Below are 14,587 nucleotides of genomic sequence, written 5' to 3' on the forward strand. Positions count from 1 at the left end.
GGACGCACCGATGACGCGCCCGTGCCAGAGCGCCCGCCGCGTGCGCGGCCTCCTCGTGCTGCCCGCCCTCCTCTGGACGGCGGGCGCCCTCGCCCAGGCACCGAGCAGGCCCACGATGGCGCTCGCTCAAGGGGCGTGCGAGCGCCTGGTGATCGGCGGGCGGGACGAGACGGGCGCGTGCACCGGCCGCCTGATGAACACGACCTACCCGGATGGCCGGGTCGGGTTCTACTTCGTGACGCGGGACGGCGCGGCCCTCACCTTCACCGGGATGGGCAGCAGCCAGGTGAAGCCGGACACCGACACCGCGGTTCAGCCGGTCGATGCCGTGATCGTCGGCCTCGCGGGCAAGCCCGAGCGGCGGCCGGCGGTCGGAACCTGCCGCTTCACGAACCCCTACAAGGGGCCCGGGACGGTGCGCTGCCGGGCCGAGACCGACAGGGGCGCGTTCGAGGGCGCGTTCACGACGGACGGCGCGAAGTCCTCCATCCTCCGCCCCTGAGGTCTCCCCTCTCGCGATCGCGGTCACGCCTCTGCCGACGCGCCGGGGCGATGCGTGCCGCTGCGGGTATCGCCCGCCAGGCTGCGGGGCGGGGATCGCGTCACGCCGCATGGCGCGTGCATCCTGCCGACGGCAGGGTGAGGCCGGGCGTTCGGCCCCGGCGCCGTCAGGCGTCCTCGAGCTTCGTGGCGAGGAGCTTGTCCACCCGCCGGCCGTCGAGGTCCACGACCTCGAAGCGCCAGCCCGCGATCTCGCAGATCTCGCCGGTCTCCGGCAGGCGCTGCAGGCGGTCGATGACGAGGCCGGCGGCGGTCTCGTAGTCGCGCGAGGTGTCGAGCCGGATGCCGAGCTGGTCGGCCATCTCGTCCACCGGCATCCAGCCGGCGATCAGCCAGGACCCGTCCGCCCGCTGCACCGCCTCGGGCTCCGGATCCTCGGAGTGGAAGGCGCCCGCGATGGCGTCGAGGATGTCGGCCGGGGTGACCAGCCCGTCGAAGTGGCCGTACTCGTCATGGATCAGGCCCATCGGCACCTCGGCTTCCTGAAGCGCGGCGAGGGCCCCCAGCGCGTCGAGGGTGTCGGGCAGCACCGGCGCCTTGCGGATCAGGCGCCGGATGTCGAGGGGCTCGCCGGCCGAGAGGGGGCCCACGAGATCGCGGACCTGCAGGACGCCCAGCATGTTGTCGGCGCGGCCCTCCGCCACCGGAAGGCGGGAATGGGAGCTCGCGAGGATCTGCGCCCGGGTTTCGGCCGGATCGCGGGCGAGGTCGATCCAGACGACGTCGGTGCGCGGCGTCATCACGCCCCGCACCGCGCGGTCGCCGAGGCGTAGCACCCCCGCGATCATCTTGCGCTCGTCCGTCTCGATCACGCCGGCCGTCTCGGCCTCGGCGACGAGGCTGCGGATCTCCTCCTCGGTCACCGCGCTCGCGCTCTCGGTCTCCTGGCCGATCAGGCGGAACACCGCCCGCGTCGAGGCATCGAGGAGCCAGACGGCGGGGGCCGCCACGCGCGAGACGAGGCGCATGCCCGGGGCCACCATGCAGGCGACGCCCTCGGGGTCGCGCAGCGCCAAGTGCTTGGGCACCAGCTCGCCGATGATCACCGACAGGTAGGTGATGATGCCGATGACGACGCCGTAGCCGACGGTCTCCGCGAGGCCCTTGCCGAGGCCGAGTTCGAGCAGGATGTCGGTCAGGCGCTCGCCGAGCGCCGCACCCGAGACGGCGCCCGAGAGGATGCCGATGAGGGTGATGCCGATCTGCACGGTGGAGAGGAACCGGCCCGGCTCCTCCGCCAGACTGAGCGCGGCCTGCGCGCCGGAGCGCCGGTCCTCCGCCATGGTGCGCAGGCGGGCCTTGCGGGACGAGACGACGGCCAGTTCCGAGAGGGCGAAGACGCCGTTGAGGACGATCAGCGCAACGGCGACGGCAAGCTCGATCAAGGCTTCTGCAACACAGAGCCGGTGCCGCCTCGCGAGGGCGCCAGGCTTCCTCTCGTGGAAACGGTCGGGCCTAGATGGGCAAAGCCCGGGGTCCGGTCAACGGGCCGGGGGCGGCGGTCCCCGATCGGCTCAGGCCGGCCGGCCCGCGAACACGGCGGTGTCGGCCGTGAAGCTGCCGTCCGGCTCGATGGCGAAATGCCCCCGGATCTCCGCCGCGGCCCCCTCCTGCAGGGCGCGGATCGCCGCGGCGAGGGACGCGGGCGTGCGCATCCGGGCGATCCAGCTCGTGAAGTCGAGGTGGAGCCGGCGCAGGGTGGGTGTCCTCGCTTCGAACCCTGCGGCGCGCAGCATCGCCTGCCACTGGCTCACCGAGTAGTCGCGGACGTGGCTCGGGTCCCGCAGCAGCTCCACCGCCTGCAGGTGGGTGTCGAGAATCGCATCCTCGGGTGCGACGAGGTCGGCCACCACCAGCAGGCCGCCGGGCTTCAGGACCCGCCGCGCCTCGGCGAGGGCCGCGGCGACGCCACGCCAGTGATGGGCGCTGAAGCGGGTCAGCACCGCGTCGAAGTCGGCATCCGCGAAGGGCAGCACCTCGGCGGCACCCTGGCGGGTCTCGATGTTCGAGAGGCCGCGCCGCCGCGCCTCGGCGGCGACCGCGCCGAGCATGTCGTCGGAGAGGTCGTAGGCCGTGACGCTGCCGCTGAGCGGCGCCGCCGCGAAGGCGACGTGCCCGCCGCCGCAGCCGAGATCGAGCACGCGGGCGGGCGCCGCATCGCGGACCAGCGCCCCGATCTCGTCGAGGTCGCCGCCCTGCGCGTGGACCGCGCTCGCCACGTAGGCGGCGGCCTGCGGGCCGAACTGGTCGGCGACGTGGCTCTCGTGGGTGCGGCTCGTCATTTGGCCTCCGTGAGGGGGGGAAGGCGCGACAGGCGCAGCGCGACGATCAGCGCCAGACCGTACAGGCCGCCGACGAACGCCACCACCCCGCCCCAGCCCGAATGGGCGAAGAACCAGCCCCCCGCGGTGCCGAGGACCGAGGAGCCGAGATAGTAGAGGCACAGGTAGATCGAGGAGGCCTGGGCCCGGTCGCGCAGCGCCCGCCGGCCGATCCAGCTCGACGCGACCGAGTGGGCGCCGAAGAAGCCCACCGTCACCACGACGATGCCGCCGACGATCACCCAGAGGTTCTGCGAGAGGGTCATCAGGATTCCGGCGAGCCCCACCGTGATCGCGAGCCACAGCACCTTGCGGCGCCCGAGACGGCTCGCGATCTCGCCCGTCACGGCCGAGCTCGCGGTGCCGGCGAGGTAGACCACGAAGATCGCGCCGATGGCGGTCTGGCTCAGCGAGAAGGGCGGATCCAGCAGGCGGAAGCCGATGTAGTTGTAAATGCAGACGAAGCCGCCCATCAGCAGGAAGGCCTCGGAGAACAGCCAGGGCAGGCCGGCATCCCGGAAGTGCTGCGTGAAAGTGCCGGGCACCTCGCGCCAGCGCATCGGGTGCGCGACGAAGCGGCGCGAGGGCGGCAGGAGCCACGCGAAGGCGATGGCCGCGCCGAGCGCCAGGACGCCGATGGTGCCGAGGCCGAGGCGCCAGGAGGCGTGGTCCGCGATGATGCCGGCGATCAGCCGCCCGATCATCCCGCCCGCCGCGTTGCCGCCGATGAGCAGGCCCATCGAGAGCCCGATCGCTCGCCCGTGCATCTCCTCGCTGAGGTAGGCCATGGCGACGGCGGGCAGGCCGCTTGCCGCGAGGCCCGTCAGCGCCCGCAGGGCCAGGAAGCCGTGCCAGCTCGGCACCAGGCAGGCCGCGACGGTAAGGATCGCGGAAGCGAAGAGCGAGACCAGCATGACCGGCCGGCGCCCCCACACCTCGGAGAGCGGGCTCACCACGAGGAGGGCGACGGCGAGCATCGCGCAGGGCAGCGACAGCGCCAGGCTGCTCTCAGCGGGCGAGACCCCGAAATCCTCGGCGTAGACCGGCAGGAGCGGTTGCACCCCGTAGAGCACCGCGAAGGTCGAGAAGCCCGCCGCGGCCAGCGCGATCGTGGTCCGGCGAAAGGCCGGCGTGCCAGCCTCGATCAACCGGTCGCTGCCCGCGTCCATCCCGTCATCCCTCGGCGCCCGACCGACCGCGGCCCCAGCCCCTGCCCCTGCCCCGCTGTTGCGCCGGGGCGGGGGCCGGGGTCAATCCGGCGCGGCCAGGGCGGCCCCGACTTGTTACCCGGGCCGCCCTGGTCTCGGAGGCCGGATCAGCGGGGCGGCTCGCCCTGACCGGCCTGGCCCTGCTGGATCAGCGGGGTGATGCGCCGCACCGTGACCCGGCGGTTCTCCCGCGCGGCGTTCTGCGTGTTCACCTTCAGGTACTGCTCGCCGTAGCCCTGCGTGGTGAGGTTCTCAGGCGGCACCTGGAACTGCTGCGTCAGCACCGTCGCGACCGACTGCGCCCGCCGGTCCGAGAGCGAGAGGTTGTCGACGTCGTTGCCCACGGCGTCGGTGTAGCCCTCGATCAGGAAAACCTCCTGCGGGTTGGCCCGCACCGCCTGGTTGATCGCCGCCGCGATGGTCGAGAGGCGCCGCGCCTGGTCCGGCGTCACCGTGAACGATCCGGTGTCGAAGTTGATCGTGTCGATGTCGACGCTGCGCATGCGGGCGCGCAACTGCGGGCTGTAGCGCACCTGATCGAGCGTGTAGCGGCGGTCGATCGGCACCACCGGCGGCGCGGCGAGCGCCTCGTAGACCGTCCGCTCGTCGGCGCCCTCGTAATCGACGACGTAGCGCTCCCGCGGGATGCGGATGTCGGGCGGGGGCAGGTCGACCACGTCCTCGTAGACGGGCCGCGGCCGGCCGCCGTAGGCGTTGTCGATGATCACCACCTCGCGGCCGTCACGGAAGCGGCGGGACCGCCTCAGCAGCCGGCCGTCGTCGTCGACGATCGTGACGATCTGCTCGCCGCCGGGCCGGTCGAGGTAGGTGTAGGTCTCCTGGCCCCGGCGCTCGCTCCGGTAGGCCCGCCGGTCGAGGTCGCGGAAGCGCTCGTTCTCGTCGTGGCGGATGAAGGTGCGGTCGCGGTCGCGCACGATGATGCGGCCGGGCTCGCGGATGTAGGTCCGCCCGTCCTCGTTGAACTCGCGCCGGTCCCGCCGGATGCGGTCGTAGTCCCGGATATCCTCGTCGTCCCGGAAGCCGCCCGGCACGTAGCCGGGCCGGCCAGGCACGTTGAAGTCGCCGCGACGGTCCCGGTCGTCCACGCGGCCGGCCGGCAAGCCGGGCTGGACACCCGGCTGGACACCCGGGGTGACACCGTTGGACGGCGGCACGCCGGGAGGCTGAACCGGACGTCCGGGAACCCCGGGCTGCGCGTTCGGCGCGGCCGGAGGCGCCGCGGTCTGCGGGGCCACGTTCGGGGGTGGTGCGCCCGGCCCCGCTGCGGGGGGAGCCTCCCCGGGCCGCCGCACGGGCTGACCGGGCACGCCCGGCTGCGCATTCGGGGCCTGGCCCGGGCCGCCCTGGGGCTGCACCGGCCGTCCCGGAACCCCGGGCTGCGCATTCGGCACCGTCCCAGCGGCCGGTGGGCCGCCCTGGGGCTGTACCGGGCGACCGGGTACGCCGGGCTGGGCATTGGGTGCGGGCGGGCGGCTCTGCTCCGGCGCGCCGCGCGGCTCGCCCGGCGGGGGCGGCACGGGACGCTGCGCGGGCGGCTCGGGCGCCCGGCGGTTCGGCTCGGGGGCCTCGCGACGCTCGGGAGTGGGCGCTGCGCGCTCGGGCGCCGCCGGGCGCTCCGGCGCTCCTGACCGGTCGGGAGTGCGCTGAGGAGCCGGGCGCTCAGCCGGCTCCCGGTCCTGCCGCGGGACCGGCGGCGCACGCTCGGGCCGCTCGGGCCGTTCCGGGCGGGCTGCCGGACGCTCTTGCGCTGGTGCCGGCCGCTCGCCAGGCGTCGGGCGCTCGACGGGCGCGGGCCGCTCCCGGGGCTGCGGCGGGGCCGCCCGCTCGGGCGCCGGGGCGCCGCGCTCGGGCCGGTCAGGCCGCTCGGGTCTCTCCTGCCGCTCGGGGCGCGGCTCCGGCCGCTCGCGTGCAGCCGGGCGCTCCGCGGGCGCGGCCCGCTCGGGTCCGCCGCGCTCCGGGCCTCCCCGGTCCGGTCGTCCTCCGCCGCCGGGGCCGCCGCGCTCGGCACCACCCCGCTCCGGCCCGCCACGATCGGGACGCGGACCGCCTGGGCCGCCCGGCTCACCCGGATCGCGCTGCGCGAGAATCAGCCGTCCGGGCTCCAATGCTCCAGGTTCGGCGAAGCTCGGGGTCCCGAGCGCGAGCCCGGGCAGCATGGTGCCGGTCAGGAGGAGGAGCCGGGTTTTCCGCATAGAGACAACTCGCGATGGCGATCGGACCGTGCCGAACGGGTTCGGCCCGATATGGTTCCCGATCGCGAGGGGTCAAACGCGGGTGTGGATCCGCCGGCGCTCAGGGCGCCGCGGCGCGCTGCGGAACGGCGATGACGTTCGGAGCGATGACCCGCACGCTCTGTCGCTCTTCGGCCGCCTTCTTGGCAGGCGCCGTCGATGCGGTCGCGATCTCGCCGTCCTTCGGAGGCGCCGCCGCGTCGATCACGATTCCGGGGGTGCGGCCGGCCGCGTCGGCCGCGAGGCTCGCGGCCGTCTTGTCGGCGCGACCGACGAGGGTCAGGCGAACCTTCGGGCGGGACAGGGCCTCCGCCTGCATCGGGGTGACGAAGATGTCGCCCTTGTGCCGGACCATCATGCTCTCGGCCTTGACCAGGGATTGGGCCCAGGTCTGCCCCGAAGGCTTGCAGGAGCAGTTCGGCACGAATTCCTTGCGGAACTTGAACGCGTTGGCGAGCGAGGCGTAGGCCCGGTTCCCCTTGAGGGTCGCCGCGTACTTCAGCGCCTCGTCGCCGTGCGGCATCGAGTAGGCCGTTGCCTCCGCGCCCGGGCAAAGGGCCTGGCACAGTTCGTTCGCGCCCTCGCGGCCGTCGGGCAGGTTGCTCATCGGGAAGTAGCTGCCGTCGCAGGTTCGCACGCAGATCACCTGCGCACCGCCCCGGGCGTAGCCCTCGCCCGCGACCGCGCCGTCGGGCCGCGGAACGTCCGCACAGGCCGAGCTGACGGCCGCCTGCAGCTGGCGACGCCGCGCGGCCGAGACCTCGCCGTTCTCGGCACCGTAACCGGCATTCAGGGCGCGGATGCGCTGCTCCACGGCGCCGCATTGCGGCGGGCGGGTGTCGAAGAACAGGAACTTCCCGCCCTCGCAGTTGAGGCTGCGGTAGTAGGCCTGCAGGCGACCGATCTCGCTCTGCAGGGCGCGGGCCGTGTTCGCCCCGTCGTCGAGGTTGGCGAGCTCGGCGCGGTAGCGCTGGCAGGCGAACGGATCCGCGGACGCGCTGCCCGCTCCGACCAGGGCAAGGACGATCCCGGCCAGTGCGGCGGCAAGCTCACGGGTCTTCGCAACGGTCAACGGCATGATCCGACGGCGACGGGTGGGCGCAGCGCTGATTCCATTCAAAACGTCGCTGGAATCGACCTGCGGAGCCTAACAAATTTAACCCCCCTCGCGAACGAGCGACACCCCCACTACATGCGCGGCGACGCTTCACATGGGGAATGGTCGATGATGTGGCTTCGGGGTCTCAGGCTTGGCTCGGCAGCGGCCCTCGCAACCGCGCCGATGCTCGGTGGTGCGGCTGCGGCGCAGGATCCGGACCGGATCTTCGACAAGTCGACGGTCTGGCGGCCGCTGACGCCCAACGACAAGCTCGTGGTCTACGGGATCGACGATCCGGCCGTGAGCGGCGTGGCCTGCTGGTACACGCAGCCCGAGAAGGGCGGCATCAAGGGCACCCTCGGGCTCGCCGAGGACGTGTCCGACATCTCGCTCGCCTGCCGGCAGACCGGGCCGGTCCAGTTCCGCGAGAAGGTCAAGCAGGGCGAGGTCGTCTTCAGCGAGCGCCGGTCGCTGATCTTCAAGTCCATGCAGATCGTCCGGGGCTGCGACGCGCAGCGCAACACGCTGATCTACATGGTCTATTCGGACAAGGTCATCCAGGGCTCGCCGAAGAACTCCACCTCGGCGGTTCCCCTGACACCCTGGGGTACGGAGCCGCCGCCGAAGTGCGGCGACTTCGTGAAGTAGGGGCGCGGCCTCTCAATCCTGGCAGGTGATGCGGATCGGGCGCTCGGCGGCCTTCGCTGCCGGGGCCGGATCGATCGCGCCGGTATACTCGTCGGCCGCCGCGACGCCGTAGGACCCGGCCGCCGCGAAGCCCTGCGCCTCGCACCACGCGTTCGCCACGACCTGCCCGCACTCGCTGCCCGGGCTCGTCAGGCAATCACCGACGCCGTAGCCGTCGCTCGACGGGATCAGGAAGGTCTTCTCGACGCGGGGGGCAGCCTTTGCCGGCGTCTCGCCGTCGCCGGCCGCCGCGAGTTCGACGGTGAGGAAGGCGGTGGCAAGGAGAGCGGCGAGGCAGGCAGCCGTACGACGCATGGGAAATTCCTTGAATGTTCGCGGTGGCGAAAGCTTCGGGTGAAAATCCGACGGCGCGGTAAACAAAGGGTTGCGGGCGTCGGTCGTCCCGCAGGGGCCCGGGTGAGCGACCCCGACGACATCGGGGTTCTCGAATTCATCACCGTTTTGGGGTAGCGCGGATGGGCCGGCAGGACCGTCGCCCGCGCGCAACATCGGCGCGGGCGCTGGCCCCCCGCCGAGGGACGAAGGTTGGTTTCATGGCCCCGATGTTGCGGCTCTACAACACGCTGACCCGCGAGAAGGCGCCCTTCGCGCCGATCGATCCGGCGCGGGTCCGGATGTACGCCTGCGGCCCGACCGTCTACGACGCCGCGCACATCGGCAACGCCCGCCCGATCATCGTCTTCGACCTGCTCTTCCGCCTGCTTCGCCACCGCTACGGGGCGGCTCACGTCACCTACGCGCGCAATGTCACGGACGTGGATGACAAGATCAACGCGCGCGCCGCCGAGCGCGGCATCACCATCCGCGCGCTGACGGACGAGACGCTCGCCTCCTTCCACGCCGATATGCGCGGTCTCGGGGTGCTGATGCCGGAGGACGTGAACGTGCTGGGCGAGCCCGCGCGCTTCATCGAGCCGCGCGCCACCGATCACATCGCGGAGATGGTCACCCTGATCGAGGGCCTGGTGGCGGCCGGGCACGCCTACGTCGCCGAGGGACACGTCCTGTTCGACGTGCCGTCGATGCCGGATTACGGCGCGCTCTCGAAGCGCCCGCTCGACGAAATGGAGGCCGGCGCCCGCGTCGAGGTCGCGCCCTACAAGCGCTCCCCCCTCGACTTCGTGCTCTGGAAGCCCTCGAAGGCGGGGGAGCCGGCCTGGCCTTCACCGGCCGGCATCGCGGTGCCGGGCCGCCCGGGCTGGCACATCGAGTGCTCGGCGATGTCCTGGCGGCATCTCGGCGAGACCTTCGACATCCATGCGGGCGGCATCGACCTGATCTTCCCCCACCACGAGAACGAGGTGGCCCAGTCCCGCTGCTGCTTCGGCACGCCGGTGATGGCCAACGTCTGGCTCCACAACGGCTTCCTGCAGGTGGAGGGGGAGAAGATGTCGAAATCGCTCGGCAACTTCGTCACGATCCGGGAGGTGCTGCGCGACTGGCCGGGCGAGGTGGTGCGGCTCGCCATGCTGCGCACCCATTACCGCCAGCCGATCGACTGGACGGTGCGGGGGCTCGAGGAGGCGGCGCGGACCCTCGACCGGTGGTACCGGCAGATCGGCGAGGCGGCACCCGCGACGGAGCCCCCGGCCACCGTCATGGAGCCCTTGCTCGACGATCTGAACACCGCTGCGGCCCTCGCGGAGCTGCATCGCCTGGACGACCCGGCCGCGCTGAGGGCCGGCGCGAACCTGATGGGCTTCCTCGCACGGACGCAGGGCGAGCGGGAGCAAGCTTCCGTCGCGGCCTCGGGCGTCGATGTCCCTGCGGTCGAAGCCCTGATCGCGGCCCGCCGCGAGGCTCGCGCCGCCAAGAACTGGGCGGCGTCGGACCGGGCCCGCGATGCGCTGGCGGCGATGGGGGTCACCGTCAAGGACAACAAGGACGGGACCACGACCTGGACGCTGGCGTCCTGAGGCGAGGCCCGGGGGGGCGCCGCTTACAGGCGCTCCTTCACGAAGGCTTCCGCTGCGGGCTTCGGCTCCATGCCGGTCTCGCGCAGCATCGGCACCACCGCGGCGGCGGACTCGGCCACGAGATAGTTGAGGTCGAGCCCCTCGCGGATGAAGCCGTGGCCGCGCATGTGCTCGAACAGGGTCAGCAGCGGGTCCCAGAAGCGGCCGACGGAAACGAGCAGGATCGGCTTCGCGTGCCGCCCGAGCTGCGCCCAGGTGAGCTGCTCCACGAGCTCCTCCAGGGTGCCGATGCCGCCAGGCAGCGCCACGAAGGCGTCGGATCGATCGAACATCAGGCGCTTGCGGGTGTGCATGTCGCCGACGACGATGGTCTCCTGGATGTCGTCGAGCATGTGCTCGCGGGCCTTCAGGAAATCGGGGATGATGCCGGTGACGTGCCCGCCGCCGTCGAGGACCGCCCGCGCCACGGTGCCCATCAGGCCGACATTCCCGCCGCCGTAGACGAGGCCGATGCCGGCCTCCGCGAGGGAGCGCCCGAGGGTCTCGGCCGCCGCCTTGAAGGCAGGATCGCCTCCGAAGCCGGAGCCGCAATAGACGCAGACCGTTTTCACCGGGGCCATCCGGCACCCTCCTTCAAGGTTGCACGCGGAGCTGTGCGATATCGTCGGTGCGCGGACGCGCATCCGTCTGCCGACCGGGCTCGGGCCCGTCACGGTTGTGCCAAACTGCTGAATTCACGTGCAATTCAGCTGTGCTGACGCGTGAGCCGCTTGGTGTCCCGGTCATGTACGGTAATATGGCGGGTGACGTCGACGGTTTTTCGGCGGTCCGAGGCTGAGGCGCGGCAAGTGCCCCGGCGACGGATGTTGGGAGTAGGACGCCATGACGGCGGAGTTGCGGCGCAGCCTCGTTCTTGCGCTTGCCGGTCTCATCGGCGGGTTCATCCTCGTCCTGGCCTGGTTCGGGCCGGGCGACATCATGCGGCGCCTCAACCCCGGTGCCGGGTCGGGCGCCTCGTCCGAGCGCAGCCTGTTGAGCCCGCCGGCGCCGGATGCCGCGAGGCCGGCCGAACGCGACGCAGGCGCCGCCCCACCACGCGCCCCGACGGCGCCCGAGGAGCGTCAGGCAACCGCCGTGCCGCCGCAGACGCCGGCGCCGCAGCCCCCGGCCCCCTCGGCCGCGCCGAGCTTCGACCTCGTGCGGGTGGAGCCGAACGGCGAGAGCGTGGTGGCCGGTCGCGGCGCGCCGAACACGGCCGTGGAGCTCTTGGTCAACGGCCGTCCGGTGGCTCGCGCCATCGCGGACCCGCAGGGCCAGTTCGCGATGGTGCCGCCGCCCCTCGCCCCCGGCGACAGCGAGATCGTCCTGCGCTCCACGGATGGGCAGGGGGGCGAGACCCGCTCGCGCCAGAGCGTCGCCGTCGTCGTCGCGCCCAACCGCGATGCGAAGCCGCTCGTCGCCCTGTCCGCCCCGGATCAACCCACCGTGGTGCTGTCGCAGCCCGATCCCGCCGCGGTGGTCGCGAAGGGCGCCGAGGCGTCGCGCCAGGCGGCGGGCTCATCCCCGGCGCCGGTCACACCCGGCGGGACCGCCCCCGGTAAGCCACCCGCTCAGACGGCGGCCAAGGACGCAGGGCAGAGCGCGCCGCCGGTCAAGATCGTCAGCGTCGATGCCCAGGAGGGCGGCCGCCTGTTCGTCACCAGCCAGGCCGTGCCCGGCGCGACCGTGCGCCTCTATCTCAACGACACGCTGATCGCGCCCGCAAGTACGGGGCCGGACGGCAAGGCGACCTTCACGATCGGCCGCGGCGTGAAGCCAGGCGACTACCGCGTGCGGATCGACCAGGTCGATTCCGTTACCGGCAAGGTGAAGGCCCGCGCGGAGGTCCCGTTCACGGTGCCGGAGGCCGCGGTCCGCGTCGCCGGCCGCGATCCCGGATCGCCGCCATCGGACACCACCCGGCCGGGCGTCGGGCACGGCGGCGCCCCCGCCCCGCCCGCCAATCTCAAGCCGCAACCCGAGGGGAGCCTCGGCGTCGCGAGCCATGCTCCCGAGCAGCGTCCTGCCACCGGTCCTGCCGCAACCGTTGCCAAGCCGGCAGACCCCCCCAGCCGCGCGGAAACTCCGCCAAATGAGGCGGATCGGCCCGCACGCGCCGTTGCGACCGCCGGCGGGGCCGTCGCAGAACCGGTGGAGCCGCCGCAAGCGGTGGGCAAGGTGTTCGTCGCCGAGATCAACACCGCACGCATCAGCCGGGGTGACAGCCTCTGGCAGATCAGCCGGCGGGCCTACGGGTTGGGGAACCGCTACACGGTGATCTACGACGCGAACCAGGAGCAGATCCGCAATCCGGACCTGATCTACCCCGGGCAGATCTTCGTGCTGCCTGAGGATCGGGCCGCGGCGGAGCGCGGCGGCGGCAAGCGGGGCTGAGCGCGGCCCGCGCGGCCGCCCTGCTCCGCGGGCGGGTTCTGATCGGCGAACCGGCGGCCTATATGCGGCTTGAGCCGAGCGCCGTTGAGCCCTCCCCCGGATTTGCCCGAATGACCCCCGATCCCGCGTCCACGCGCGGCGAGCCGCCGGAACGCCCCGGCCTTCTCGCGACCTATCGCCGGCTCTGGCCCTATCTCTGGCCCCACACCCGGCCGGACCTGCAGCGGCGCATCGGTGCGGCCCTCGGCCTGCTCCTCGTGGCGAAGCTCGCCACCATGGTCACGCCGTTCACCTTCAAATGGGCGACGGACGCGCTCGTTGCGGCCGCGAAGGGCGAGCCGGTCCCGGCGGGGCTCTTTGCGGCGCCGATGCTGCTGATCGGCCTCTACGGACTGTCGCGCGTGACGATGGCCGGTCTGACGCAGGTCCGTGACGGCCTGTTCGCCAAGGTCGCGATGCACGCGGTGCGCCGCCTGGCGCTGCAGACCTTCGAGCACATGCATCGCCTCTCGCTCCGCTTCCATCTCGAGCGCAAGACGGGCGGGCTCACGCGGGTGCTGGAGCGCGGCCGCGGTGGCATCGAGGAGCTGTCGCGCCTGATGGTGCTGACGCTGGTGCCGACCATCGTCGAGCTCGTCCTCGTGCTCGGCGTCCTCGCCTACGAGTTCGACTGGCTCTATTCCGCGGTCGTCCTCGTGATGGTCGGGGCCTACCTGGGCTTCACCTACAAGGCGACCGAGTGGCGGATCGAGATCCGCCGGCGCATGAACAACTCGGACACCGACGCGAACACCAAGGCGGTGGACTCGCTCCTCAACTTCGAGACGGTCAAGTACTTTGGCGCCGAGACTCGCGAAACGCAGCGCTACGACGCCTCGATGGCGAAGTACGAGCGTGCCTCGACCCAGACCTACGTCTCGCTTGCCGTCCTCAACGCCGGGCAGGCGATCATCTTCACCATCGGCATGACGATCGTGATGTGGCTCGCAGCCCGCGACATCATCGCCGGTCGCACCACCATCGGCGGGTTCGTGCTGGTGAACACGATGCTCGTGCAGCTTTCCATGCCGCTCAACTTCATGGGCATGATCTACCGGGAGATCAAACAGGCGCTCATCGACATCGACGACATGTTCCGCATCCTCCACCGGAATCCGGAGATCGCGGACAGGCCCGGTGCCCCGCCGCTCGCGGTCGGCGCGGCGACGGTCCGCTTCGAGGACGTGCGCTTCGCCTACAATCCCGAGCGGCCGATCCTGCGCGGGATCAGCTTCGAAGTGCCCTCCGGCCGGACCGTCGCCATCGTCGGTCCGTCAGGGGCGGGCAAGTCCACGCTGTCGCGGCTGCTGTTCCGCTTCTACGAACCGCAGGCGGGGCGCATCCTGATCGATGGCCAGGACATCGCGGCGGTGCGCCAGGATTCGCTGCGGGCGACGATCGGCATGGTTCCGCAGGACACCGTGCTGTTCAACGACACAATCGGCTACAACATCCGATACGGGCGCTGGGAAGCCACCGAGGCTGAGGTGCAGGAGGCCGCCCGCCTCGCCCAGATCGATCGGTTCATCGCCAGCCTCCCGGAGGGCTACGAGACGCCCGTCGGTGAGCGTGGCCTGAAGCTCTCGGGCGGCGAGAAGCAGCGGGTCGCGATCGCGCGCACCATCCTCAAGGCCCCCCCGATCCTCGTCCTCGACGAGGCGACGTCGGCCCTCGACTCCTTCACCGAGCGCGAGATCCAGGACGCCCTCGACCGCGTGTCCCGGGGACGCACCACCCTCGTGATCGCGCACCGCCTCTCGACCGTCGTGAACGCCGACGAGATCCTCGTCCTCGACCGCGGCGTCATCGTCGAGCGCGGCGACCATGCCGGGCTGCTCGCCCAGGACGGTGTCTACGCGGCCATGTGGAACCGCCAGCGCGAGGCGGACGAAGCCCGCGAGCGCCTGAAGCGCGCCGAGGACGCAGCCGAGGCGGGCGCGCTGGTCGCGCGGACGGTGACGCTCGACCCGGTTCCGGCGGAGTAGGCGTGGGCCCACCATTGACGGATGCCGATGGGGCTGCCATCCGCGCGGGCCAGCGCGGCGGTCCT

At 72.2% G+C, this 14,587-nt stretch carries 12 protein-coding genes; 5 read left to right on the plus strand and 7 right to left on the minus strand.

Annotated features, from left to right (window positions below):
* Positions 1 to 10 precede the first annotated feature (10 nt).
* Entirely contained in the window at positions 11 to 502 is a 492-nt protein-coding gene (locus ACLBXP_RS04695) for a hypothetical protein (protein ID WP_447666403.1), read from the plus strand.
* Positions 503 to 668: 166 nt separating this feature from the next.
* Here ACLBXP_RS04695 and ACLBXP_RS04700 read toward each other — a convergent pair whose 3' ends face one another.
* The 5 genes from ACLBXP_RS04700 to ACLBXP_RS04720 all read right to left on the minus strand — a co-directional run bounded on the left by ACLBXP_RS04700 (position 669) and on the right by ACLBXP_RS04720 (position 7,420).
* Entirely contained in the window at positions 669 to 1,946 is a 1,278-nt protein-coding gene (locus ACLBXP_RS04700; protein WP_447666404.1) for a hemolysin family protein, read from the minus strand.
* Positions 1,947 to 2,075: 129 nt separating this feature from the next.
* Positions 2,076 to 2,843: a class I SAM-dependent methyltransferase gene (locus tag ACLBXP_RS04705; protein WP_447666405.1), complete on the minus strand. Its 768-nt coding sequence runs from the start codon at positions 2,841 to 2,843 to the stop codon at positions 2,076 to 2,078.
* On the minus strand, positions 2,840 to 4,051 hold the full coding sequence (locus ACLBXP_RS04710; RefSeq protein WP_447666406.1) for an MFS transporter: 1,212 nt from the start codon (positions 4,049 to 4,051) through the stop codon (positions 2,840 to 2,842). Before ACLBXP_RS04710 ends, ACLBXP_RS04705 begins: the two co-directional genes overlap by 4 nt.
* A gap of 146 nt (positions 4,052 to 4,197) precedes the next feature.
* Complete coding sequence (locus tag ACLBXP_RS04715) at positions 4,198 to 6,303, minus strand: OmpA family protein (protein ID WP_447666407.1); 2,106 nt, start codon at positions 6,301 to 6,303, stop codon at positions 4,198 to 4,200.
* 100 nt (positions 6,304 to 6,403) lie between these two features.
* Positions 6,404 to 7,420: a DUF2865 domain-containing protein gene (locus tag ACLBXP_RS04720; protein ID WP_447666408.1), complete on the minus strand. Its 1,017-nt coding sequence runs from the start codon at positions 7,418 to 7,420 to the stop codon at positions 6,404 to 6,406.
* Between the two features lie 147 nt (positions 7,421 to 7,567).
* Between ACLBXP_RS04720 and ACLBXP_RS04725 the strand changes: the two genes are divergently transcribed.
* Positions 7,568 to 8,089 carry a CreA family protein gene (locus ACLBXP_RS04725; protein WP_447666409.1) on the plus strand — a complete coding sequence of 174 codons (522 nt, stop codon included), beginning with the start codon at positions 7,568 to 7,570 and terminating at the stop codon, positions 8,087 to 8,089.
* 12 nt (positions 8,090 to 8,101) lie between these two features.
* Here the strand turns inward: ACLBXP_RS04725 and ACLBXP_RS04730 are convergent, their stop codons facing one another.
* Entirely contained in the window at positions 8,102 to 8,443 is a 342-nt protein-coding gene (locus ACLBXP_RS04730) for a hypothetical protein (protein WP_447666410.1), read from the minus strand.
* Between the two features lie 239 nt (positions 8,444 to 8,682).
* Here ACLBXP_RS04730 and cysS point away from each other — a divergent pair, with 239 nt between their 5' ends.
* A complete protein-coding gene (gene cysS / locus ACLBXP_RS04735) occupies positions 8,683 to 10,065 on the plus strand; it encodes a cysteine--tRNA ligase (protein WP_447666411.1) in 1,383 nt (460 codons plus the stop codon).
* A 23-nt stretch (positions 10,066 to 10,088) separates the two neighbouring features.
* Here the strand turns inward: cysS and ACLBXP_RS04740 are convergent, their stop codons facing one another.
* Positions 10,089 to 10,685 (minus strand): LOG family protein, encoded by a 597-nt coding sequence (locus tag ACLBXP_RS04740; RefSeq protein WP_447666412.1) that lies wholly within the window; start codon positions 10,683 to 10,685, stop codon positions 10,089 to 10,091.
* Between the two features lie 262 nt (positions 10,686 to 10,947).
* Here ACLBXP_RS04740 and ACLBXP_RS04745 point away from each other — a divergent pair, with 262 nt between their 5' ends.
* Together ACLBXP_RS04745 and ACLBXP_RS04750 are read left to right on the plus strand one after the other, a co-directional pair.
* A complete protein-coding gene (locus ACLBXP_RS04745; protein ID WP_447666413.1) occupies positions 10,948 to 12,498 on the plus strand; it encodes a LysM peptidoglycan-binding domain-containing protein in 1,551 nt (516 codons plus the stop codon).
* A gap of 110 nt (positions 12,499 to 12,608) precedes the next feature.
* Complete coding sequence (locus ACLBXP_RS04750; RefSeq protein WP_447666414.1) at positions 12,609 to 14,522, plus strand: ABCB family ABC transporter ATP-binding protein/permease; 1,914 nt, start codon at positions 12,609 to 12,611, stop codon at positions 14,520 to 14,522.
* The last annotated feature ends 65 nt before the right edge of the window (positions 14,523 to 14,587 follow it).

The sequence above is a fragment of the Methylobacterium sp. A54F genome, from assembly GCF_053346035.1.

What these genes read in the sequence shown, in the direction of transcription:
- ACLBXP_RS04715 (WP_447666407.1), bottom strand. Translation starts at nt 6,303, where the DNA reads ATGCGGAAAACCCGGCTCCTCCTCCTGACCGGCACCATGCTGCCCGGG.
- ACLBXP_RS04740 (WP_447666412.1), bottom strand. Translation starts at nt 10,685, where the DNA reads ATGGCCCCGGTGAAAACGGTCTGCGTCTATTGCGGCTCCGGCTTCGGA.
- cysS (WP_447666411.1), top strand. Translation starts at nt 8,683, where the DNA reads ATGGCCCCGATGTTGCGGCTCTACAACACGCTGACCCGCGAGAAGGCG.
- ACLBXP_RS04750 (WP_447666414.1), top strand. Translation starts at nt 12,609, where the DNA reads ATGACCCCCGATCCCGCGTCCACGCGCGGCGAGCCGCCGGAACGCCCC.
- ACLBXP_RS04720 (WP_447666408.1), bottom strand. Translation starts at nt 7,420, where the DNA reads ATGCCGTTGACCGTTGCGAAGACCCGTGAGCTTGCCGCCGCACTGGCC.
- ACLBXP_RS04710 (WP_447666406.1), bottom strand. Translation starts at nt 4,051, where the DNA reads ATGGACGCGGGCAGCGACCGGTTGATCGAGGCTGGCACGCCGGCCTTT.
- ACLBXP_RS04730 (WP_447666410.1), bottom strand. Translation starts at nt 8,443, where the DNA reads ATGCGTCGTACGGCTGCCTGCCTCGCCGCTCTCCTTGCCACCGCCTTC.
- ACLBXP_RS04705 (WP_447666405.1), bottom strand. Translation starts at nt 2,843, where the DNA reads ATGACGAGCCGCACCCACGAGAGCCACGTCGCCGACCAGTTCGGCCCG.
- ACLBXP_RS04745 (WP_447666413.1), top strand. Translation starts at nt 10,948, where the DNA reads ATGACGGCGGAGTTGCGGCGCAGCCTCGTTCTTGCGCTTGCCGGTCTC.
- ACLBXP_RS04695 (WP_447666403.1), top strand. Translation starts at nt 11, where the DNA reads ATGACGCGCCCGTGCCAGAGCGCCCGCCGCGTGCGCGGCCTCCTCGTG.
- ACLBXP_RS04725 (WP_447666409.1), top strand. Translation starts at nt 7,568, where the DNA reads ATGATGTGGCTTCGGGGTCTCAGGCTTGGCTCGGCAGCGGCCCTCGCA.